Here is a 21,953-nt window from a genome sequence, read left to right as displayed (position 1 = left end):
AAGCGTTTCTGTGTACTATCGGATCAGTACACGAGAGGGGCTGTCATGTTCGGTGGTGCGATCTTCCTGTTCGGTGCGGTCATCGCCGCGGTCGTCTTCCTCATCTGGCGCTTCGGCCGTCATCCACAGGTCGCCGTGCTGTCGGATCGGATCGCCCCGGTGGTGGCCGCGGCGCGGCGCCGGGCGCTCGTGGCTGTGGCATTCGCGCTGGTGGTGTTCTTCGCCGGCGCGGCGGTCACGATGCTGCTGCCTGGCCTGTTCGGGCTGCCGCTGGCTGTGGCGGCGCCGGTCGCTGGTGCCGCGGGCCTGCTGCTGTACGCGGCGACGCCCCCTCGGGCCGTCGGCGTGGATGACGGACAGCCACGCAGCGCCGGGCTGACACGTCGCACGTGGATCTCGACCATTCCGAAGAGGTGGCTCCGCATCGGCATCGGCGTCATCGTGCTGTTCGTCGCCGTCGTGATCCTCTGCGGTCTCACAGCGTCCGACGACGAGTACGGGCTCTCGCGCAGCATCACGTTCGAGGGTGCGGGGGTGCGTTCGACGGCTGGGCCCTACCCGGGCTGGTACTACGGCATCCCCGCGCTCATCGCTCTGGCGGTTCTGGTGGTGGCCGTCGTCGTCGCGCTGCAGCGGATCGGCTCCACGGCGGCCTTCCCCGACCGGAGTGATGCGGACAGCGACGAGCAGTGGCGCCGGGCGTCGGCATCCGTCATCCTGCGGCTGGCGGCGGGATCAGCACTCTTCACCGTCGGCGGACTCGCCGCGATGGCGGGTGCGATGATGGCTGGCACCGCGACCGGCGTCGGCGCCCCGATGGGCTGGGTCGTCACCGGCGTCACGCTGACGTGCCTCGGGTACCTGCTGCTGGTGCTCAGCGTCGTCAGCGTGACGTTGGCGATCCTCACCTCTCACACGATCGGGGAGAAGCTGGCCCGCACGCCGGAGCAGGTGCGATGATCACCGTCGATCCCGGCAGCGCCCTCGCGCCGTTCGAGCAGATCCGCTCGCAGCTGGCCGACGGCATCCGCTCCGGCGAACTCGGCAACGGCCACCGCCTGCCTTCGATCCGCCAGCTCGCGGGCGATCTGCGGGTCGCCGCCGGTACGGTCGCGAAGGCCTATGCGCTGCTGGAGGAGGAGGGGCTGGTCGAGACCAGCCGAGCCCGTGGCACCCGCGTGAGCGCTGGGCGGCAGCATCCGGATGCCGTGCGCAGCGCCGCGCGGGCCTTCGTCGCAGCATCCGCGGGTCTCACCCTGGACGAGGCGCTCGGCGCGATCCGCGCCGCCTGGGAGTCGCGCTGACCGGAGTATTCTGAGGCGTCCGCAACCAGGACGCCCGCATGACCGAGGAAGATCTCCGGTGACCAAGACCGACTTCAAGAAGACGCTCGATGCGTACCAGGCGAAGCGCGGAGAGTTCCGCGTCGTCGAGGTGCCCGAGATGCAGTATCTGATGCTGGACGGCCAGGGGGATCCCAACACGTCTCCGGCGTACGGGCAGGCGCTCGAATCGCTGTACCCGGTCGCATACGCGCTGAAGTTCGCCAGTGCGCGAGAACTCGGCCTCGACTACGTGGTCCCGCCGCTGGAAGGCCTGTGGTGGGCTGACGACATGTCCTCGTTCACCTCGGCGCGCGACAAGTCGCTGTGGCACTGGACCATGATGCTGATGGTGCCGGGCTGGGTGCCGGGCGAGCTGTTCGACGCGGCAATCTCGCGCGTCGCGGCGAAGAAGGAGGTGCCGGTGCGACTGGACGAGGTGCGCCTGGAAGCGCTGGTCGAAGGACTCTGCGTGCAGACGCTGCACGTCGGATCCTTCGACGACGAGGCCCCGGTGCTCGCGCGGATGCACGACGAGTTCATCCCGGATGCCGGACTGGCGCTCACCGGCAGGCATCATGAGATCTACCTCAGCGACGCTCGTCGCACCGCGCCGGGGAGGCTGCGCACACTGCTGCGTCAGCCGGTGCGCAGGCGGCCGGCCGGGGGCGATCACCGATGACCGAGGCTCCCGCGATCACGACGACGACCGCCGGCCTGCATCCCGGCCTCACCCGCAGACAGATCTCCATGATGGGCCTGGGCGGTGCGATCGGCGCGGGCCTGTTCGTCGGCTCCGGCGAGGCCATCAGCATCGCCGGTCCCGCCGTGCTGGTCTCGTACCTGGTGGCGGGCACCATCGTCATCCTGGTCATGTCGATGCTGGCCGAGATGGTCGCCGCGCACCCCAGCTCCGGTGCTTTCAGCTCGTTCGCGCAGCGCGCCATGGGCCGCAGCGCGGGCAGCGCCGTGGGCTGGCTGTATTGGATCCAGTTGGTCGTCGTGATCGCCGCCGAAGCCACCGGCGCCGCGGGGATCGTGGCCGGCTGGACGCCAGGAGTCCCCACCTGGGCGTGGGTGCTGGTGTTCGTTGCCGCGCTGACGGCCGTGAACCTGTTCGGCGTGCGCAACTACGGCCGGTTCGAGTTCTGGTTCGCCGCCATCAAGGTCTTCGCGATCATCGCGTTCCTGGTGATCGGCGCGTGCGCGATCCTCGGGCTCATCCCGAACGTTCCCGCCGTCGGCATCGGCAACCTCTTCGCCCACGGCGGATTCGTGCCGCAGGGCATCACCGGAGTCGCCGCAGCACTGCTGATCGTCTTGTTCGCGTTCGGCGGCACCGAGGTCGTCGCCATCGCGGCCGCGGAATCCGACGACCCGGCGAACAACATCCGTCGCATCGTGCGCGAGGTGATGGTGCGCATCCTGATCTTCTACCTGGGGTCGATCTTCGTGATCGTCGCCGTGCTGCCGTGGGATTCCCAGGAGGTCAGGGTCGGCCCCTTCTCGGCCGTGCTGGCGACCCTGCACCTGCCGGGCGTCGACCTGGTGATGTCGGGCATCGTCGTGCTGGCGCTGCTGTCGGCCATGAACGCCAACATCTACGGCGCCTCGCGCATGGCGTACTCGCTGGGCGAGCGCGGGCTCGCCCCGCTGGCTGCGACGAGCACCAGTGCGAAGGGCGTGCCGTACGTGGCGGTGCTGGCGTCGGTGGCGTTCGGTTTCGTGTCGGTGATCATCAACTGGGCGATCCCGCAGGACGTGCTGGGCGTGCTGCTGAACATCGTCGGCTCCACGGTGATCGTGATCTGGACGGCCACCGCCGTCGCGCAGATCGTCCTGCGCACCCGCGCCGATCGCAGCGGTGAGACGTTGCCCATGCACATGTGGGGCTTCCCGTGGCTGTCGTGGGTCTGCCTCGTGCTGCTGGTCGGAGTGATCGCCATGGCCATGATCGACCCCGCCGCGCGCCTGCAGCTGCTGCTGACGATCGGGCTGACGGCGGTGCTGCTGGTGGGCGCGCGTCTCACGCGCGGGTCGTCGCGGCCCGGTGTCCCGCGGGTGCCTCGGGAGTAGCATCCGCTAGCGTTGCGGGAGGCCCGCGCATCCGGTCGGCCGCACACGATCCCGATCCGGGAGGGACCGCATGTCCGTAGGCCTGCTCGCCGTCGTCGACGACATCCTCAGCGCGGCCGTCAAGGCGTCTGCCAAAGCCGCGGGTGTCGTGATCGACGATGCCGCCGTCACCCCGCAGTACGTGCAGGGGCTGACCCCGGCGCGTGAGCTGCCGGTGGTGGGGCGGATCGCCCTGGGCTCGATCGCGAACAAGTTCGTGATCATCATCCCCGTGGCGCTGCTGCTGACGGCGTTCGCGCCGTGGGTGCTGCCGTACCTGCTGATCGTCGGCGGCGCGTATCTGTGCTTCGAGGGTGCGGAGAAGGTGCTGGAGTGGTTCGGGTTCGGACACGGTCACGGCGACGAGGGCGGACGCGACGAGAAGCGGCTGGTGTGGGGAGCGATCCGCACCGACCTGATCCTGTCGACGGAGATCATGCTCATCTCCCTCGCGAGTCTGGACCGTGGCCTCGGCATCTGGCAGACCCTCGGAGTACTGGCCGTGATCGCCGTGATCATGACCGGTGTGGTCTACGGCGCCGTCGCCCTGCTGGTGAAGATCGACGACATCGGCCTGCGGATGGCGAAGAATCCGGTGCGTCGCGTGCGGCACGCCGGCACGCGGATCGTGCGGTCGATGCCCGCGGTGTTCCGCATGATCAGCGTGGTCGGCACCGTGGCGATGCTGTGGGTCGGCGGGCATCTGATCCTCGTCAACCTCGGCGAGGTCGGCCTGGCAGGGCCGGCGGAGCTGCTGCACGGCGTGGAGGAGCTGCTGGCGCCGCTCGGCGGGGCCATCACCTGGGTCGGCGACACGGCGTTCTCGGCGGTGGCCGGGCTCGTCGTCGGGCTGATCGTCGTCGGCGTGGTGCTGGGAGCGGGGCGGATGCTGGGGAGGCGGCCCCGCCTGGACGAGGGACATCGCGTCGAGGAGCCTGTCGCGGGCTGAGGTTCAGCCCCGGTGCGCGCGGAACAGCGCGATCAGCCCTGGTTGCGCGGATGCCGGCGGGCGGCGCGCTCGTTGCCGCGGCGGTAGTCGCCGGTCAGTCGCGCCATGAGCAGCTGCGGGTCCTCGGTCTCGAGGCGTGCCAGGAAGTCCGCCGCCTTCGCACCGTGGAGCGTCGTCGCGCGGATGCCGTGATGCAGGATGACGACCTCGTCACCGCGGACACGATGCTCGAAGCCGCTCGGAGCGGGCATCAGGCGGTCCTGGGGGCGATCATGATCATCCGCCGAGCGTATCGGGAACCCGTCAGATCCAGCCCGGGATCCAGTTGTGGATGAGCCAGAACTCGTAGGGCACGCTCATACCGGTCCACAGCGGGTAGTAGAACACCGAGAGCACGATCACCGCGATCAAGAACACGGTCACGGTGCGCTGCCCTGCCTGCCTGCGGTGCAGCGGTGCGCTCCTTCGGCCTGCCAGTTCCCGCAGCGCGACCGCGAGGCCGATCACGAGGAACGGCATCATGGCGATCGTGTAGAACTGGAAGATCGTGCGGTTGCCGACCAGAAGCCACGGCACGTACGTCGCGATGAGCCCCACCAGGGGGAACGTCAGTGCGGGGCCGACAGGGTTCCGGTCGATCAGGCCGCGCACGAACCTGTACAGCAGGTAGATCGCGGCGGCCATGCTCGCGTACCAGATCAGCGGGTTCGGGATCGACGTCACCACCGCGATGCAGTGGTCCGTGCCGCATCCGCTCGGCTTCGAATCCACCCAGATCGCCGTCGGGCGCAGCAGCAGCGGCCACTGCCAGGCCGGACTCGCGTACGGATGCGGGCTGACCAGGCCCGTGTGGAACTTCAGGATCGCCTCGTGGTACTTCCACAGGCCGACCAGGGGATTCGCATCCACCTGCCGGTCATACCCGCCTGCCGTGACCAGCCATCCCGTCCACGAGACGAAGTACGTCACCAGCGCGGGTCCGACCGCCAGCACGAAGGATGCCAGGCCCTGCCGGAACGCGGCATCCGTCGGCCAGAGCGCGATCCCCGCTCGCCGCCTGGCCAGCGCGTCGGTGACGACGACGTACAGGCCGTACACCGCCAGCGCGTACAGCCCCGACCATTTCACGGCGGATGCCGCGCCGAACGCGACTCCGGCGGCGATCAACCACGGCCGCGCCCAGAGGATCGGCCCGTACATGCGCGGCAGGGCGTCCTCGTCGTCCTCCGCGCCGACGGCCGCCAGCAGCGGCATGGTGCGCCGTCGGTCCAGCAGCACGAAGAGCACGCCCAGCAGGATGAAGAAGGTGAGGATGCCGTCCAGCAGGGCGATCCTGCTCAGCACGATCCCCAGCCCGTCGATGGCCAGCAGGCCGCTGGAGAGCGCGGCGATCGTGCGCGAGCGCGTCAGCAGCAGTGCGACCAGGTAGACCAGCAGCACGGTGAGCGTGCCGAGGATCGCGGCCGTGATCCGCCAGCCGAAGCTCGACCCGGGGCCGAACGCCGCCATGCCCAGAGCGATGAGCCACTTGCCGAGCGGCGGGTGCACCACGAACGAGCCGGTCTTCTCCATCGCGGAGTCGTCGCCGGTCGGCAGCTGCGCGTCGGCGCCGTCGCCCCACTTCGCCTCGTAGCCGAGGTTCCACAGCGACCAGGAGTCCTTGACGTAGTACGTCTCGTCGAACATGATCTCGTGCGGATGGGACAGGTTCACCAGGCGCAGCGCCGCCGCCAGCAGCGTGATCAGCGCGGGCACCAGCCAGCCCAGCATCCGCATCGTCGTGGGGTTCGCCGCCGCGCGCTCGCGCAACCGCTCCCACAGCGTCCCCCGCTCGTCCAACGGCGGCAGCAGGGAGGCGGGCGAGGTCACCTGCTCAGCCTAAGCTGAACGGGTGATCATCCTCGCGGCCACTCCGATCGGCAATCTGGGCGACGCGTCGCGACGGCTCATCGAGGTGCTCGAGAACGCCGAGATCGTCGCTGCCGAGGACACCCGCACCACGCAGAACCTGATGCGGGCGCTGAAGATCGAGAACCGCCCGCGCATGATCGCCCTGCACGACCACAACGAGAAGCACAAGGCGGCCGAACTCGCAGAATTGGCCGAAGAGCACGACATCGTCATGGTCAGCGACGCGGGGATGCCGGCGGTCAGCGACCCCGGCTACGGGCTGGTCGCGGCCGCGGTCGAACGCGGCGTGACGGTCACTGCGATCCCCGGACCCAGCGCCGTGCTCATGGCACTGGCGATCTCGGGGATGCCGACCGACAGGTTCACGTTCGAGGGCTTCCTGCCCCGCAAGCCCGCCGAGCGGCGCTCCACGCTCGTGGCGCTGGCATCCGAGCCGCGCACCATGGTGTTCTTCGAGGCGCCGGGGCGGCTGGCCGCGTCCCTGGCCGACATGGGAAGGGCCTTCGGCGCCGACCGCCGCATCGCCGTATGCCGCGAGCTCACCAAGCTCTACGAGGAGGTGCGCCGCGGCACAGCATCCGAACTGGTCGAGTGGGCCGAGCAGGGCGTCAAGGGCGAGATCGTCGTGGTCGTTTCCGGCGCCGAGCCCGTCGAGGTCTCGATCGAGGACGCCGTGGCCCAGGTGCAGGCGCTGGTCGCCTCCGGCATCCGTCTGAAGGATGCCTGCGCCGAGGTCTCCGCTGCCACCGGCCTGAGCTCCCGCGACCTGTACCAGCAGACCCTCGCCGCCCGATGACCCTCCCCTTCGCCGACAGCACGGGACCTCGGCGAGCGCACGGCTCCTTCGCGCGAACGCCCAGTGCGCTCGGCGAGATCCCGTGCTCTCGACGGAAGGAAGGGGCTGATCATCCCCGCCGCTCAAGCACGATGCGGATGATCCGGTAGCTCGCGACGGCGGTGAGCAATCCGCAGAACGCCAGGACAATGACGACTCCCGGCCCGCATCCCACCCGCGTGCGCTTCGCGCGGGGATGTGCACCGAACGCGGCCGAATCGTCACCATCCGTCCGCGCGAAGCGCACTTCTCCGCGCCAGGCGCCCGCAGCTCGATCCGAACCAGGAGGGCAAGAGGACGTTCCCGGAGCGAGCATCGGGGAGGGACCCGCGAAGCGGGAGGGGTCACCCGTTCTGCGAGCGAAGGGAACGTCCGCATGCCCGGCCCCCAGGAACAAGGACCCAACGAGCAGGAGTCACGCGACCGAACCGCATCCCTGATCCCGCCTAGAATCGAGAGCATGCCCGCAGGCGAATCGTTCTACATCACCACGCCGATCTACTATCCCAGCGACGTGCCGCACATCGGCCACGGCTACACGTCCGTCGCCGTCGACACTCTCGCGCGCTGGCACCGCCAGTCCGGCGATGACACCTGGATGCTGACCGGCACCGACGAGCACGGCCAGAAGATGCTCCGTGCCGCCGCGGCCAACAACGTCACGCCGCAGGAGTGGGTGGACAAGCTGGTCGGCGAGAGCTGGTTCCCGCTGCTGAAGACGCTCGAGGTCGCCAACGACGACTTCATCCGCACCACGCAGGAGCGCCACGAGCGCAGCGTGCAGCTGTTCTTCCAGAAGCTGTACGACGCGGGCTACATCTACGCCGGCGAGTACGAGGCGCTGTACTGCGTGGGCTGTGAGGAGTTCAAGCCCGAGTCCGAGATCGTCGACGGCACCGGCCCCTTCGAGGGGCTGAAGGTCTGCGCGATCCACTCCAAGCCGCTGGAGCTGCTGCAGGAGAAGAACTACTTCTTCAAGCTCAGCGAGTTCGGCGACCGCCTGCTCGAGCTGTACAAGACCCAGCCCGACTTCGTGCGCCCGGACTCCGCGCGCAACGAGGTCGTCTCCTTCGTCAGCCAGGGCCTGAAGGATCTGTCCATCTCCCGGTCGACGTTCGACTGGGGCATTCCGCTGCCGTGGGACGAATCGCACGTCATCTACGTGTGGGTCGACGCGCTGTTGAACTACGCCACGGCCATCGGCTATGGCTCCGACCAGGAGAACTTCGACCGCCGCTGGCCGGGCTACCACGTGGTCGGCAAGGACATCCTGCGCTTCCACGCCGTCATCTGGCCGGCCATGCTGATGGCCGCAGGGCTCGACGTGCCCAAGGGCGTGTTCGCGCACGGCTGGCTGCTGGTCGGCGGCGAGAAGATGTCCAAGTCCAAGCTCACCGGCATCGCGCCCACCGAGATCACCGATGTGTTCGGCGCCGACGCGTACCGCTTCTACTTCCTGTCTGCCATCGCCTTCGGCCAGGACGGCTCGTTCTCGTGGGAGGACCTGTCGGCCCGCTACCAGGCCGAGCTCGCCAACGGCTTCGGCAACCTGGCCTCGCGCACCATCGCGATGATCGAGAAGTACTTCGGCGGCGTCGTGCCCGAGGCATCCGACTACACCGAGGGTGATCTCGCGATCCAGAAGACGGTGGCGGACGCCGCGGCCAAGGCGGATGCCGCGATCGAGGTCTTCCGGATCGATGAGGCCATTCACGCCATCTGGACGATCGTGGATCAGCTGAACCACTACATCACCGAGAACGAGCCATGGGCCCTGGCCCGCGATGAGGATCAGCGCGCGCGGCTCGGCACCGTGCTGTACACCTGCGCCGAGGGCCTGCGGGCGCTCGCCGTGCTGCTGTCGCCGGTGATGCCGGAGTCCACCGCCAAGCTGTGGAGCGCGCTGGGCGTGCAGGACTCGCTGGGCGACCTGACCGCGCAGCCGCTGCGCGAGGCCGGGACCTGGGGCATCCTCCAGCCCGGCACCACGGTCGCGGCGCTCGCGCCGCTGTTCCCGCGCGTGGAGCAGACCGCGTAGCGGACATGTCCGACACCTACGTCCACGAGCGCTCGAAGAAGGGGCGCAAGGACCTCAGCTACCCGCCGCTGCCGGAGCCGCTCGCGGTGCCCGTGTACGACAACCACTGCCACCTGGAGATCACCGACGGCGTCGAACCGCTGTCCCTGCGCGAGCAGCTGGACCGCGCCGGTGCCGTCGGGATCGCCGGGGTCGTGCAGGCGTCCGGCGACATCGAGTCCTCGCGCTGGGCGGTGGATGCCGCCGAGTCCGACCCGCGCGTGCTGGCGGCCGTGGCCATCCACCCCAACGACGCCCCGACCTACAAGGCCGAGGGCCGGCTGGACGAGGCCATCGCCGTCATCGACGAGCTCGCCGCGCACCCGCGCACACGCGCCATCGGCGAGACCGGGCTGGACTACTTCCGCACCGACGAGCCCGGCCGTCCGGCGCAGCACGAGTCGTTCGAGGCGCACATCGCGCTGGCGAAGAAGCACGGCATCGCCATGCAGATCCACGACCGCGACGCCCACGACGACGTCCTCGAGACCCTGGCGCGTGTCGGCGCCCCGGAGAAGACCGTGTTCCACTGCTTCTCCGGCGATGCCGATATGGCACGCGTGGCGGCGGATGCCGGCTACTGGCTGTCCTTCGCCGGCAACCTCACGTTCAAGAACGCGCCCAACCTGCGCGAGGCGCTGCACATCACGCCGCGCGACCGCATCCTGGTCGAGACGGATGCCCCGTTCCTGACGCCCGTGCCGCTGCGCGGCCGTCCCAACGCCCCGTACCTCGTGCCGCTCACGGTGCGCTTCATGGCCGCGGAACTCGGCATGGACCTCGACGAGCTGTGCACGCGGCTGGCGGCCAACACCGTCGCCGTGTACGGATCGTTCGTCTGAGAGTCCGAAGCCGACGGAGACACCACGGCGCCCCGCGTCACTGAACGGCGTCGTCCGGTCCCTCATCCTCCAGCACCGGTTTCGCTGCAGCGATGTGCGAGATCTGCCGCCACATCACGGCCAGCGTGATCGCCGCGCCCGCGAACGCGAACCACCACGGCGCGGTCAGGCCCCAGGCCTGCGCGATCACGCCGCCGAGGGCCTGGCCGATCACCATGCCGCCGAACACGCCGACCATGTTCACCGAACCCACCCGGCCCTGCAGCGAATGCGGCACGAGGCGCTGGCGCACGGTGGTGGAGATCGTGCCCCACACGAACGCGTAGGCGCCGAACCCGAACATGATCACCAGCGCCACGACGCCGTTGGTGGTCAGCGCGAAAGACAGGTGCATGACCACCTCCAGCGACAGGCACACCTTCATGAGCGTGGCGAACGAGACGTGCCGCTCCAGAGCGCCGAAGCACAGCGTCGCCGCCAGCCCGCCCAGAGCGGATGCCGTGGTCAGCGCGCCGAATCCCACCGGACCCATGTGCAGATGCTCGGTGGCGTACAGCACGAGGATGCCCCAGGGTGCTGCCCAGAACACGTTGAACACCAGGATGATGATGATCAGCGTGCGGACGGGCTTGTTGGCCCACGCCCACCGCACGCCCTCGACGATGTCGTGCGCGACATGGGACTTCTCCTCCCGCCCCGGCACCGACTGGCGGGCGATCCGCGAGATCAGCACCAGCGCGACACTGACCGCCAGCACCTGTGTGAGGAACGGCCAGAACGTGCCCACCGCGAACAGGAACGCGCCCAGCGGCGGGCCCGCCAGCTGGTTGGCCACGAGGAACCCGGCCTGCAGCCTGGCGTTGCCCACACCCAGATCCGCGGGCTTCGCCATCATCGGCAGCAGCGTGCTGCTGGTGGTGTCGGCGAACACCTCGGCCGTGCCGTACAGGAACGACACGATCAGCACGATGGCGATGTTCGCGGTGCCGGTCAACAGGAAGATCACGAGCCCCAGCACCACGATGGCGCGGATGCCGTGCGCCAGCATCACCAGCATCCGCCGCTCCACGCGATCGGCGATCGCGCCCGCATGCAGGCCGAACAGCAGCCACGGCAGGTACTGCAGCATGGCGCCTGAGGCGACGAGGATCGGCGACGACGTCATCGAGGCGATCAGCAGGGGAGAGGCCGCCAGGGCGATGCCGTCGCCGATGTTGCTGGTCCACGCGGCCGACATCAGCCAGCGGAAATCGCGCCCCAGCCGGCGCGGCGCGATGAGCTCTCCCAGACCGGTCACTCGCTCGATCCTAGGGGCGGACGGCGACATACGGGAGAATGGACCCATGACCGTCTCCCTGCTCGGCGCCACCGACATCCGCCGGCTCGCAGCTTCGCTCGATGTCACGCCCACCAAGAAGCTCGGCCAGAACTTCGTCGTCGACGCCAACACGGTGCGCAAGATCGTGACCGCCGCCGCCGTGCAGCCCGGGGAGCGGGTCGTGGAGATCGGTCCGGGACTCGGGTCGCTGACGCTCGCGATCCTGGAGACCGGGGCATCCGTCACGGCGGTGGAGATCGATCACCGCCTGGCCGAGCGCCTGCCGCAGACCGCCGCCGAGCGGGGCGTTCCCGAGGGCGCGCTGACGGTGGTGGATGCCGATGCGATGCGGGTGACCGAACTGCCCGGCGAGCCCACGGTGCTGGTCGCCAACCTGCCCTACAACGTCTCCGTGCCGGTGCTGCTGCACTTCCTGGAGACCTTCCCGTACCTGCAGCGCGGCGTGGTGATGGTGCAGGCCGAGGTCGCCGAGCGCCTGGCCGCGAAGCCCGGCTCCAAGATCTACGGCGCTCCCAGCGTGAAGGCCGCCTGGTACGGGCCATGGCGGCTGTGCGGCAACGTGTCCCGCCAGGTGTTCTGGCCGGTCCCCAACGTCGACAGCCTGCTGGTCGGCTTCGAACGCGACGCCGCACCGCGGGGCGGTGAGGATGAGCGGCTGCGCACCTTCCAGATCGTGGATGCCGCGTTCAACCAGCGCCGCAAGATGCTGCGCCAGGCGCTGTCGGGCATCTTCGGCAGCTCGTCGGCGGCATCCGCCGTTCTGGAGTCCGCGAGCGTCGCTCCCACCTCCCGCGGCGAGGACCTCACCGTGGACGACTATCACCGGATCGCGCGCGTCCAGCAGGGCGACTAGCCTGGCTGAGTGACCGATCCTCGCTACCGCCCCGACGTCCCCGAGATCCACAAGCCCTACGCCGCGGCATCCGATCGCTACCAGCGCTTCGCATACCGTCAGGTGGGCTCCTCCGGTCTGTACCTGCCGCCCATCTCGCTGGGGCTGTGGTGGAACTTCGGCGACAACATCCCGATGGACGACCAGCGCGCGCTGCTGCGCCACGCCTTCGACAACGGCATCACGCACTTCGACCTGGCCAACAACTACGGTCCGCCCTACGGCTCGGCGGAGAAGAACTTCGGGCGCATCTTCGCCGAGGACTTCAAGCCCTACCGCGACGAGCTGATCATCTCGTCGAAGGCCGGGTACGACATGTGGCCCGGCCCCTACGGCGACCTGGGCAGTCGCAAGTACATCCTGGCCAGCGCCGAGCAGTCGCTGGGGCGCATGGGCCTGGACTACGTCGACATCTTCTACTCGCACCGCGTGGACCCGGTCACCCCGATCGAGGAGACCATCGGCGCGCTGGACACGCTGGTGCGTCAGGGCAAGGCGCTGTACGTCGGCATCTCGTCGTACAGTGCGGAGCGTACGCAGGCGGCGCTGGCCGTGGCCCGCGACCTGGGCACCCCGCTGGTGATCCATCAGCCCTCGTACTCGATCCTGAACCGCTGGGTGGAGGACGGACTGATCGATACGCTGCGCGCCGAGGGCGTGGGCGCCATCGCGTTCACCCCGCTCGCACAGGGGCTGCTGACCGGCAAGTACCTCGGCGACGGCACAGCCGTGCGCGCGCAGAAGCGCGGCTCGCTGCCCGACCGACCGCTGTCCGAGGAGGGCTTGGCCGTGCTGCGCGGTCTGAACGACATCGCCGCCGAGCGCGGTCAGAGCCTCGCGCAGATGGCCCTGCAGTGGGTCCTGCGCGACCCGGTGGTCGTCTCCGCACTCATCGGCGCCTCGCGACCCGAGCAGCTGGACGAGAACATCGCCGCCGTGAACGGCCCGGCCTTCACCGACCAGGAGCTCACCGCCATCGACGCGCTCGCGCACGGCATCGACGTCAACCTCTGGGCAGTCTCGTCGGACCTCTGATGCGGGCGGATGCCGTGCACGTGCGCGCGCCGGGGAAGATCAACGTCTACCTCGGCGTCGGCGCGCGCAGCGACGACGGCTACCACTCGCTGGCCACGGTGTTCCAGGCCGTCTCGCTCTATGAGGACGTCTACGCCTCGCCCTCCGACGGCTTCTCGCTGGAGGTGTCGGGCGACGTCGACGTGTCCGGCGTGCCGCTGGACGACCGCAACCTCGCCATGCGTGCGGCCAAGCTGCTGGCGCAGACCACCGGCGTGAGCGACGGCGTGCATCTGCGCATCCGCAAGGGCGTGCCGGTCGCGGGTGGCATGGGCGGCGGTTCGGCCGATGCCGCAGCGGCGCTGGTCGCCTGCGATGCGCTGTGGGGCACCGAACTGGGCCCGCGAGGACTGCACGACCTCGCCGCGCGGCTGGGCGCCGACGTGCCGTTCGCGATGCACGGCGGCACGGCCATCGGCACGGGCCGCGGCGATGTGCTGACCCCGGCTCTGGCGCGCGGGCGATTCGACTGGGTGCTGGTGCTCAGCGGGCAGGGACTGTCGACGCCCGAGGTGTACGACCGGCTCGACCGACTGCGCCTGCACGGCGATGCGCTCGCCGACGACCCGACCGAGCTGCTGGAGGTTCCCGCCGCGGTGCTGCAGGCGCTGCTGGCCGGGGATGCCCGCGATCTGGCGCCCGTCATGATGAACGACCTCGAGGTGGCCGCCGTCTCAGGCCGGTCGGATCTCGAACTCGCGCTCGCCGATGGCGTGCGGATGGGCGCCCTCACCGGCATCATCTCCGGTTCGGGACCCACGATCGCGTTCCTCGCCGACGGGCCCGAGGCCGCACGCGCGTTGCAGGACCAGTTGAGGGCCACCGGACGTGAGGCGCTGCACGTGCACGGGCCGGTGCCCGGCGCCCGGATCATCGACTGAGACCGCGGGCGACGAGAGGGGCCCGGCGGATCGTATCGATCCACCGGGCCCCTCGTCAGGCCAGGAGCGCCTGGGCGCTCAGGAGCGCTGGCGGCGCTTGTTCCAGACGTCGAACGCGACGGCCAGCAGCAGCACCATGCCCTTGATGAACTGCTGGGAGTCGGTGCCGACGCCCATCAGCGACATGCCGTTGTTCAGCACTCCCATGATCAGACCACCCGTGATGGCGCCGACGATGGTGCCGACACCGCCCTGCACGGCCGCACCGCCGATGAACGCCGCGGCGATGGCATCCAGCTCGAACAGGTTGCCCGCACCGGGGCCGGCGGAATTGAGCCGGCCAGTGAAGACCAGTCCTGCCAGGGCCGACAGCACGCCCATGTTCACGAACAGCCAGAAGTCGATCCGGCGGGACTTGATGCCGGACAGGTCCGCAGCGTGCCGGTTGCCGCCGATCGCGTAGATGTGCCGGCCGAACACGGTGCGGCTCATCACCAGCGAGTAGCCCACGATCAGCACGGCCAGTACGATCAGCACGATCGGGGTTCCTCGGGAGCCGTCGGCCACGCCCAGCAGGTACGTCAGATACGCGATCAGCGCCACGCCGCCGATCAGTCGCGTCAGGAACCAGGTGCGCGCCTCGGTCTCGAGGCCCGTCTTCCTCTGCTTGGAGCGCTCGCCGAGTTCATACCCGACGAACAGCACCAGGGTCAGCATCCCCAGCGTGAAGGTGATCCACTCCACGGGCGAGGATGAGGCGGGGAACAGCTGCGGGAACAGGTACCCGCCGCCCAGCTGGCGGTACTCGGTGGGGAAGGGGGTGATCTGGGTGTTGCCCAGCACCATCTGGGTGAGCCCGCGGAACAGCAGCATGCCGGCCAGTGTGACGATGAACGCCGGGATGCCGACCACGGCCACCCAGAAGCCCTGCCAGGCGCCGACCAGGGCGCCGACGAACAGCGCGGCCAGGATGCCGAGCCACCACGGCCACCCCCAGTGCACGACCATCACGCCCGACATCGCGCCGACGAAGGCCGCGACGGACCCGACCGACAGGTCGATGTGACCGGCGATGATGACCATCACCATGCCGATTGCGAGGATCAGGATGTAGCTGTTCTGGACGATGATGTTGGCGACGTTGCCCGCGGTCAGCAGCTTGCCGCCGGTGACGACCTGGAAGAACACGACGATGGCGATCAGCGCCAGGAAGATGCCGATCTGACGCATTCGCGACGTGAGCAGTGAGAGCACCTCTTGCGTCCGGGACGCGGTCTCGCTACGGGTGGACATGGTCGGCTTCCTTCTCCTTGGTCATGTACTGCATGAGGGTCTCGGGGGTTGCATCGGCGATGTCGACCTCTCCGGTGATGCGCCCCTCGGACAGGGCGTAGATGCGGTCGCAGATGCCCAGCAGCTCGGGCAGCTCCGACGAGATCACGATCACGCCCTTGCCCTGCGCGGCCAGGCTGTTGATCAGCGTGTAGATCTCGTACTTCGCGCCCACGTCGATGCCTCGGGTGGGCTCGTCCAGGATGAGCACCTCCGGGTCGGCGAACAGCCACTTGGAGAGCACGACCTTCTGCTGGTTGCCGCCGGAGAGCTTGCCGACCACTGAGGAAACCGACGGAGCCTTGATGTTCATGCTCTTCCGGTAGCCCTCGGCGACGAGGACCTCCTCGCGGCCGTTCACCCACCCGCCGCGCGTGAGCTTGCGAAGGCCCGCGACGGAGATGTTGCGCTTGATGTCCTCGATGAGGTTCAGGCCGTACTGCTTGCGGTCCTCGGTGGCGTAGGCGATGCCGGCGTCGATGGCGGCGGACACCGAGCGGGTGTTCACCTCCTTGCCCCGGACGAACACGCGGCCGGAGATGCCCGTGCCGTAGCTGCGGCCGAAGATGCTCATGCCCAGTTCGGTGCGGCCGGCGCCCATGAGCCCGGCGATGCCGACCACCTCGCCGGCGTGCACGGTCAGGTTCGCGCCGTGGATGACGGTGCGGCTCGGGTCGGACGGATGGTGCACCCACCAGTCCTCGATGCGGAAGACCTCTTCGCCGACGTCCACCGAGCGGTCCGGGTAGCGGTGCGCGAGGTCGCGGCCCACCATGCCCTTGATGATGCGGTCCTCGCTGATCTCCTCGCTGGTCAGATCCAGCGTCTCGATCGTGCGCCCGTCGCGGATGATGGTGACCTTGTCGGCGATGGCCTTGATCTCGTTGAGCTTGTGGCTGATGATGATCGACGTGATCCCCTGGCCCTTCAGGTGCCGGATCAGGTCGAGCAGGTGCGCGGAGTCGTCGTCGTTGAGCGCGGCGGTCGGCTCGTCCAGGATGAGCAGCTTGACCTCCTTGGACAGCGCCTTGGCGATCTCCACCAGCTGCTGCTTGCCCACGCCGATCTCGCGGACGGGCGTGGAGGGGTCATCGCCCAGCCCCACCCTGGCCAGCAGCAGCTGCGCCTGCTTGTTCGTGGCCCGCCAGTCGATGACGCCGTGGCGGGCGCGCTCGTTGCCGAGGAAGATGTTCTCGGCGATGGACAGGTACGGGCTCAGCGCCAGCTCCTGGTGGATGATGACGATGCCGCGGTCCTCGGAATCGCGGATGTCGCGGAACTCGGCGACCTCGTCCTCGAAGACGATGTCGCCCGTGTAGGTGCCGTGCGGGTACACGCCCGAGAGCACCTTCATCAGCGTGGACTTGCCGGCGCCGTTCTCACCGCAGATGGCGTGCACCTGTCCGCGCTCGACCTCGAGGGTGACGTTCTGCAGCGCCTTGACGCCGGGGAACTCCTTCGTGATCTCGCGCATCTCCAGGATCGTGCTCATGCGTTCTCCTCCTTTCTGCCTTCCGGATGCTGCGGTCGGGCCCGCCCGAGGAGGGCGGGCCCGACCCGGGTGCCTACTTGAGGTCGCCCTCGGTGTAGTAGCCGCTGTCGACGAGGACCTTCTTGTAGTTGTCCTTGGTGACGATGACGGACTTCAGCAGGTACGAGGGGACGACCTTCTTGCCGTTGTCGTAGGTCTTGGTGTCGTTCACCTCGGGCTTCTTGTCCTTGAGGATGTCGTCGACCATCTGCGCGGCCTGCTTGCCCAGCTCGCGGGTGTCCTTGAAGATCGTCGAGTACTGCTCGCCGGCGATGATGGACTTCACGCTGCCGGCCTCGGCGTCCTGACCGGTGATCACCGGCAGTGCCGAGGCGGAGTAGCCGCCCGACGTCAGCGCCGAGATGATGCCGATCGACAGGCCGTCGTAGGGGGAGAGCACGCCGTCGAGCTTGGTGCCGCCGATGATGGTGAGGATGTTCTCCATGCGCTTCTGCGCGGTCTCCGGCAGCCAGCGCAGGATGGCGGCCTGCTCGAAGTCGGTCTGGCCGGACGGCACCTTCAGCACACCCTTGTCGAGGTACGGCTTGAGGGTGTCCATCGCGCCGTTCCAGAAGAACGTGGCGTTGTTGTCGTCGGGGCTGCCGGCGAACACCTCGATGTTCAGCGGACCCGCGATGCCGGTGTCCTTGCCGTTCTCGTCGAGCACGCCGAGGCCCGTCAGCAGGCTCGTCGCCTGCTGCACGCCCACCTGGTAGTTGTCGAACGTCGTGTAGTAGTCGACGTTGTCCGTGCCGTTGATCAGGCGGTCGTAGGCGATCACCGGGATCTTGTCGTCGGCGGCCTGCTGCAGCACGTCGGTGAGGGTGGTGCCGTCGATCGACGCCACGATCAGCGCGTCGGCGCCGGTGGAGATCATGTTCTCGATCTGCGAGACCTGGGTGGGGATGTCGTCGTTGGCGTACTGCAGATCGACCTTGTAGCCCATGTCCTCGAGCGTCTTCTTGACGTTGTTGCCGTCGGCGATCCAGCGCTCGGACTGCTGGGTGGGCATCGCGACGCCGACGGTGAAGTCGGATGCCGCCTTGTCGCCGCCTGCTGCGGGAGTGTCGCCGCCGCGTGTGCCGCTGCAGCCGGCGAGAACGATCGCGGCCACGGCAGCCATGCCGACGAGCGCGAGAGACCTCTTCATCTTCACTGTGTGCTCCTTGTGTGGTGTTGCGGTTCTTCGTGGGTGGACGACGGGGAGCCGTCCTGGTCCGTCACGGCGTGGAGCGCCGCGGCGGGAGTCGAGGCGTGCGCGAGACGTCCTGCGCACGAGGCGACGGCGCGACCGGCGCCGGATCGGTGGGCTGCGGCGTGCGCAGCGGTGTCGGACGACGGCGCTGAGCGCCGATCCCACGCCGTACCGACCACCCGGCCGTCCAGGTCGACGAGGGAGGTCTGCGCGGGCCCGACGTCGTGCAGGCTGCTCGCGTCGGGCGTGATGACGAACAGGTCGGCGTTCTCGACGCGCAGCGAGACCGCGGTCGGCGCCTCGGCGTCGGATGCCCGAGCACACGCCTCGCAGAGCCGCTCCCGGGTGCGGGCGATGAGCACCTGCCGGACGGCGGCGGCGCGCACGTCGCAGCGTTCGCGCGGGGTGTCGTCGTGCGGCATGGGTGGGGACTCCATCGTCGATCGGCCGGACTGGTTCGCCAGGGCGGTTGTGAACGATCACAACGTGAGCACGATGATACATGCGAAACGGTCACATCTGTCAACGCCCACAGCGGCAGGGGTTATCGATTCGTGACGAAACCGGTTCAGAGCGAGAGAGGCGCAGGCGGTGCGGATGCCGTCGAACTTCGCACCACGAGCTCGGGCATCACGCGGGTGAGCTCGCCCTCACCGCCGCCGATCAGCGCCAGCAGCATGGTCATGGCCTGCCTGCCGATCTCGGCGAAGTCCTGCCTGACGGTGGTCAGGGGAGGTGCGAAGTGCGCAGCCTCGGGGATGTCGTCGAAGCCCACGACGCTGATCTCCTCGGGAGTGCGGATGCCGAGCTCGCGGCACGCGTGCAGGAAGCCCAGCGCCATCTGGTCGTTGCCCGCGAAGACCGCCGTGAAGTCGCGATAGCGCAGCAGCTCCTTGCCCGCGTAGTAGCCGAAGCCCGCGCTCCAGTCGCCGAGGATGGGCGCGCGGGTGCGCAGGTCGGCATCCGACAGCGTCTGCAGGTAGCCGCGCATCCGGGCATCCGCCTCGATCCAGTCACGGGGACCGGCGATGTGCACGATGTCGGTGTGACCCAGGTCGATCAGATGCTGCGTGGCCAGCCTGGCCCCGGCGATCTGGTCCACGCCGACGCTGTGTCCGCTGGCGCGTCCGCTGGTGTCCAGGGTGATGGTGGGGATCGTGATGGCCGCGTCCTCGAGGGCCTGGATGATGCGCTCCTGCGGTGCGATCACGACAAGGCCCTCGATGCCCTGCGACATCAGGAAGTCCAGGCTGCTGCGGATGGCTGCATCGTCGCTGCTGGCGAGCGTGGTCAGGCTCATCCGGTACCCCGCGTCGCGGGCGGACTGCTCGAGTGCGTTGATGGCGGTGGTGGGGCCGTAGTGCACCGACATCGACGTGAGCACGCCGATGGTCTGGGAACGGCTGGTCACCAGCGTGCGCGCGGCCTGGTTCGGCCGGTACCCCAGTTCGTCGATCGCGGCCAGCACGCGATCCTTCGTCGCGTCGCGGATGTTGGGGGAGTCGTTGAGCACGCGCGACACGGTCTGGTACGAGACGCCGGCCAGGCGCGCGACATCGCGGATGTTGGGAGCGCGAACGCGATCCACGATCGTCCCCTTCCTGATGCGCACGGTCACACGGTGAACTCCATTATGGTGGCGGCGACCTGCAGCGGGCTGGATCCCGCGCGCCCCGACTACCCTTGAGAGGTCATGGCACATCTTCTCGGGGCCGAAGGCCTCCACCTCGAGTTCCCCACCCGCGTCGTCTTCGAAGCGGTGACCCTCGGCATCGAGGAGGGTGACCGCATCGGCATCGTCGGCCGCAACGGCGACGGCAAATCCAGCCTGCTCGCCATGCTGGCGGGGCGCCGCGAACCCGACAGCGGCCGTGTGACCGTGCGCGGCGGCACGACCATCGGCGTGCTGGATCAGGCCGACACCCTCGACGACGCGCTGACCGTGGCGCAGGCCGTCGTGGGGGACACCCCGGAGTACATCTGGGCCGGGGACGCGAAGGTGCGCGACGTGATCGCCGGGCTGGTCGCCGACCTCGACTGGAATGCGTCCGTCACATCCCTCAGCGGTGGTCAGCGCCGCCGCGTGGCGCTCGCTGCGCTGCTGACCGGCGACTGGGACGTGCTGGCGCTCGACGAGCCCACCAACCACCTCGACGTCGAGGCGATCACCTGGCTGGCCGGGCACCTGAAGACCCGGTGGGCGCGCAGCTCCGGCGCACTGCTGGTCGTGACGCACGACCGCTGGTTCCTCGACGAGGTGTGCACCGACACCTGGGAGGTGCACGACCGCATCGTCGAGCCCTTCGAGGGCGGCTACGCCGCGTACATCCTGCAGCGCGTGGAGCGCGACAGGATGGCGGCGGCATCCGAGGCCAAGCGGCAGAACATCGCCCGCAAGGAGCTGGCCTGGCTGCGCCGTGGCGCCCCCGCCCGCACCAGCAAGCCGAAGTTCCGCATCGAGGCCGCCAACGAGCTCATCGCCGACGTGCCGCCCATCCGCGACTCCGTCTCGCTGCAGTCTCTGGCTGTCTCCCGGCTCGGCAAGGACGTGGTCGACCTGCTGGACGTCGGGGTCTCCTACCCCTCGACGGGCTCAGGGACCGAGCCGAACGTCGTGCTGAAGGACGTCGAGTGGCGCATCGCGCCGGGGGAGCGCACCGGCATCCTCGGCGTCAACGGCGCAGGCAAATCGACTCTTCTGGGACTGGTCGCAGGCACCGTCGAGCCCACCAGCGGCCGCGTCAAGCGCGGGAAGACCGTGCAGGTGCGCACTCTCACGCAGCGGATCGACGAGCTCGAGGAGCACTGGGACGAGCCGGTGCGCACCGTGATCGAGGGCCTGCGCACCTCGTACACGTTCGGCGCGGGATCGAAGGCTCAGGAGCTCACGCCCGGGCAGCTGCTGGAGCGCCTGGGCTTCAGCTCCGCGCAGCTGTCCACGCGGGTGAAGGAGCTCTCCGGTGGCCAGCAGCGCCGCCTGCAGCTGCTGCTGGTGCTGCTGGACCAGCCCAACGTGCTGATCCTCGACGAGCCCACCAACGACATGGACACCGACATGCTCGGCGCCATCGAGGACCTGCTGGACTCCTGGCCGGGCACGCTGCTGGTGGTCAGTCACGACCGGTACTTCCTGGAGCGCGTCACCGACCAGCAGTACGCCGTGATGGGCGGGCATCTGCGGCATCTGCCCGGTGGTATCGACGAGTATCTGCGGCTGCGCGCCGCGCAGCAGAAGGCGGATGCCGGAGCGCACGGCGCCCCCGCGGGGTCCGCCTCAACGGCATCCGTTCCGCTCTCGACCCCGGCGCTCGACGGAGCGGCCCGCCGCGCTGCGGAGAAGGAGCTCTCGGCCCTCGAGCGGAAGATGCAGAAGCTCAACCAGCAGATCGACCGGGCCAAGCGTGCGCTGGCCGACCACGATCAGTCCGACTACGCGGGCCTGGGCGAGAAGATGAAGGCCATCCAGGCCCAGCAGGACGACGTGGACGAGCTCGAGCTGCGCTGGTTCGAGCTCACAGAGCAGCTGGGCTGACCGCCGGCAGCGCGACGGAGACACCCCGCCCGGATACTCGTCCGCGGAGGCCGTGTCGCTGTTCGCGGCGGCATTGACCGGGATCCGCGTTGCGGATGCGGATGACGTGGTCGCCGACGGCGTGCG

20 protein-coding genes are annotated in these 21,953 nt (G+C 69.0%); 12 read left to right on the top strand and 8 right to left on the bottom strand.

Annotated elements, in window-relative coordinates; all coding sequences use genetic code 11:
• Positions 1 to 45 precede the first annotated feature (45 nt).
• The 5 genes from Q0568_RS08590 to Q0568_RS08570 all read left to right on the top strand — a co-directional run bounded on the left by Q0568_RS08590 (position 46) and on the right by Q0568_RS08570 (position 4,386).
• Positions 46 to 960: a hypothetical protein gene (locus tag Q0568_RS08590; RefSeq protein ID WP_298865410.1), complete on the top strand. Its 915-nt coding sequence runs from the start codon at positions 46 to 48 to the stop codon at positions 958 to 960.
• Complete coding sequence (locus Q0568_RS08585; RefSeq protein WP_298865407.1) at positions 957 to 1,304, top strand: GntR family transcriptional regulator; 348 nt, start codon at positions 957 to 959, stop codon at positions 1,302 to 1,304. The genes Q0568_RS08590 and Q0568_RS08585 overlap by 4 nt, the downstream gene beginning before the upstream one ends.
• Positions 1,305 to 1,362: 58 nt before the next feature.
• The gene (locus tag Q0568_RS08580) at positions 1,363 to 2,004 is read left to right on the top strand and encodes a GyrI-like domain-containing protein (protein ID WP_298865404.1); all 642 of its coding nucleotides are present in this window, start codon (positions 1,363 to 1,365) and stop codon (positions 2,002 to 2,004) included.
• Complete coding sequence (locus Q0568_RS08575) at positions 2,001 to 3,398, top strand: amino acid permease (RefSeq protein WP_298865401.1); 1,398 nt, start codon at positions 2,001 to 2,003, stop codon at positions 3,396 to 3,398. Before Q0568_RS08580 ends, Q0568_RS08575 begins: the two co-directional genes overlap by 4 nt.
• A 70-nt stretch (positions 3,399 to 3,468) precedes the next feature.
• Positions 3,469 to 4,386: a DUF808 family protein gene (locus Q0568_RS08570; RefSeq protein WP_298865399.1), complete on the top strand. Its 918-nt coding sequence runs from the start codon at positions 3,469 to 3,471 to the stop codon at positions 4,384 to 4,386.
• 32 nt (positions 4,387 to 4,418) lie between these two features.
• Here Q0568_RS08570 and Q0568_RS08565 read toward each other — a convergent pair whose 3' ends face one another.
• Both Q0568_RS08565 and Q0568_RS08560 read right to left on the bottom strand, forming a co-directional pair.
• Positions 4,419 to 4,637, bottom strand: coding sequence for a hypothetical protein (locus Q0568_RS08565; protein WP_298865397.1), 219 nt, complete (start codon positions 4,635 to 4,637; stop codon positions 4,419 to 4,421).
• Between the two features lie 52 nt (positions 4,638 to 4,689).
• The gene (locus Q0568_RS08560; RefSeq protein WP_298865395.1) at positions 4,690 to 6,255 is read right to left on the bottom strand and encodes a phospholipid carrier-dependent glycosyltransferase; all 1,566 of its coding nucleotides are present in this window, start codon (positions 6,253 to 6,255) and stop codon (positions 4,690 to 4,692) included.
• A gap of 22 nt (positions 6,256 to 6,277) precedes the next feature.
• Between Q0568_RS08560 and rsmI the strand changes: the two genes are divergently transcribed.
• The 3 genes from rsmI to Q0568_RS08545 all read left to right on the top strand — a co-directional run bounded on the left by rsmI (position 6,278) and on the right by Q0568_RS08545 (position 10,051).
• On the top strand, positions 6,278 to 7,093 hold the full coding sequence (gene rsmI / locus Q0568_RS08555; RefSeq protein WP_298865392.1) for a 16S rRNA (cytidine(1402)-2'-O)-methyltransferase: 816 nt from the start codon (positions 6,278 to 6,280) through the stop codon (positions 7,091 to 7,093).
• A 499-nt stretch (positions 7,094 to 7,592) separates the two neighbouring features.
• Positions 7,593 to 9,170, top strand: a complete 1,578-nt coding sequence (gene metG / locus Q0568_RS08550; RefSeq protein ID WP_298865390.1) for a methionine--tRNA ligase — start codon at positions 7,593 to 7,595, stop codon at positions 9,168 to 9,170.
• A gap of 5 nt (positions 9,171 to 9,175) precedes the next feature.
• Positions 9,176 to 10,051 carry a TatD family hydrolase gene (locus tag Q0568_RS08545; protein ID WP_298865388.1) on the top strand — a complete coding sequence of 292 codons (876 nt, stop codon included), beginning with the start codon at positions 9,176 to 9,178 and terminating at the stop codon, positions 10,049 to 10,051.
• A 37-nt stretch (positions 10,052 to 10,088) separates the two neighbouring features.
• Here Q0568_RS08545 and Q0568_RS08540 read toward each other — a convergent pair whose 3' ends face one another.
• Positions 10,089 to 11,348, bottom strand: coding sequence for an MFS transporter (locus Q0568_RS08540; protein WP_298865385.1), 1,260 nt, complete (start codon positions 11,346 to 11,348; stop codon positions 10,089 to 10,091).
• Positions 11,349 to 11,394: 46 nt separating this feature from the next.
• Here Q0568_RS08540 and rsmA point away from each other — a divergent pair, with 46 nt between their 5' ends.
• The 3 genes from rsmA to Q0568_RS08525 are packed head-to-tail and all read left to right on the top strand — an operon-like array spanning position 11,395 to position 14,237.
• Positions 11,395 to 12,243 (top strand): 16S rRNA (adenine(1518)-N(6)/adenine(1519)-N(6))-dimethyltransferase RsmA, encoded by an 849-nt coding sequence (gene rsmA / locus Q0568_RS08535; protein WP_298865381.1) that lies wholly within the window; start codon positions 11,395 to 11,397, stop codon positions 12,241 to 12,243.
• Positions 12,244 to 12,252: 9 nt separating this feature from the next.
• Positions 12,253 to 13,317 (top strand): L-glyceraldehyde 3-phosphate reductase, encoded by a 1,065-nt coding sequence (gene mgrA / locus Q0568_RS08530; RefSeq protein WP_298865378.1) that lies wholly within the window; start codon positions 12,253 to 12,255, stop codon positions 13,315 to 13,317.
• A complete protein-coding gene (locus Q0568_RS08525; protein WP_298865373.1) occupies positions 13,317 to 14,237 on the top strand; it encodes a 4-(cytidine 5'-diphospho)-2-C-methyl-D-erythritol kinase in 921 nt (306 codons plus the stop codon). Before mgrA ends, Q0568_RS08525 begins: the two co-directional genes overlap by 1 nt.
• A gap of 78 nt (positions 14,238 to 14,315) precedes the next feature.
• Here Q0568_RS08525 and mmsB read toward each other — a convergent pair whose 3' ends face one another.
• The 5 genes from mmsB to Q0568_RS08500 form a co-directional block, all read right to left on the bottom strand.
• Positions 14,316 to 15,530 (bottom strand): multiple monosaccharide ABC transporter permease, encoded by a 1,215-nt coding sequence (gene mmsB / locus Q0568_RS08520; protein WP_298865370.1) that lies wholly within the window; start codon positions 15,528 to 15,530, stop codon positions 14,316 to 14,318.
• Positions 15,517 to 17,061 carry a multiple monosaccharide ABC transporter ATP-binding protein gene (gene mmsA / locus Q0568_RS08515; protein WP_298865367.1) on the bottom strand — a complete coding sequence of 515 codons (1,545 nt, stop codon included), beginning with the start codon at positions 17,059 to 17,061 and terminating at the stop codon, positions 15,517 to 15,519. The genes mmsB and mmsA overlap by 14 nt, the downstream gene beginning before the upstream one ends.
• Positions 17,062 to 17,134: 73 nt before the next feature.
• The gene (gene chvE, locus Q0568_RS08510; RefSeq protein ID WP_298866015.1) at positions 17,135 to 18,250 is read right to left on the bottom strand and encodes a multiple monosaccharide ABC transporter substrate-binding protein; all 1,116 of its coding nucleotides are present in this window, start codon (positions 18,248 to 18,250) and stop codon (positions 17,135 to 17,137) included.
• Positions 18,251 to 18,252: 2 nt separating this feature from the next.
• Positions 18,253 to 18,717, bottom strand: coding sequence for a class II aldolase/adducin family protein (locus tag Q0568_RS08505; RefSeq protein WP_298865363.1), 465 nt, complete (start codon positions 18,715 to 18,717; stop codon positions 18,253 to 18,255).
• A 146-nt stretch (positions 18,718 to 18,863) separates the two neighbouring features.
• Positions 18,864 to 19,886: a LacI family DNA-binding transcriptional regulator gene (locus Q0568_RS08500; RefSeq protein ID WP_298866013.1), complete on the bottom strand. Its 1,023-nt coding sequence runs from the start codon at positions 19,884 to 19,886 to the stop codon at positions 18,864 to 18,866.
• Positions 19,887 to 19,988: 102 nt separating this feature from the next.
• On the opposite strand from Q0568_RS08500, the gene Q0568_RS08495 reads away from it, so the two are divergent.
• Positions 19,989 to 21,827 (top strand): ABC-F family ATP-binding cassette domain-containing protein, encoded by a 1,839-nt coding sequence (locus tag Q0568_RS08495; RefSeq protein ID WP_298865360.1) that lies wholly within the window; start codon positions 19,989 to 19,991, stop codon positions 21,825 to 21,827.
• Positions 21,828 to 21,953: the final 126 nt, after the last annotated feature.

The sequence above is a fragment of the uncultured Microbacterium sp. genome (assembly GCF_937927635.1).
GTDB lineage: Bacteria > Actinomycetota > Actinomycetes > Actinomycetales > Microbacteriaceae > Microbacterium.
Note: the sequence above shows the minus strand (reverse complement) of the source record. Positions and strands in the feature narration are given on the sequence as shown.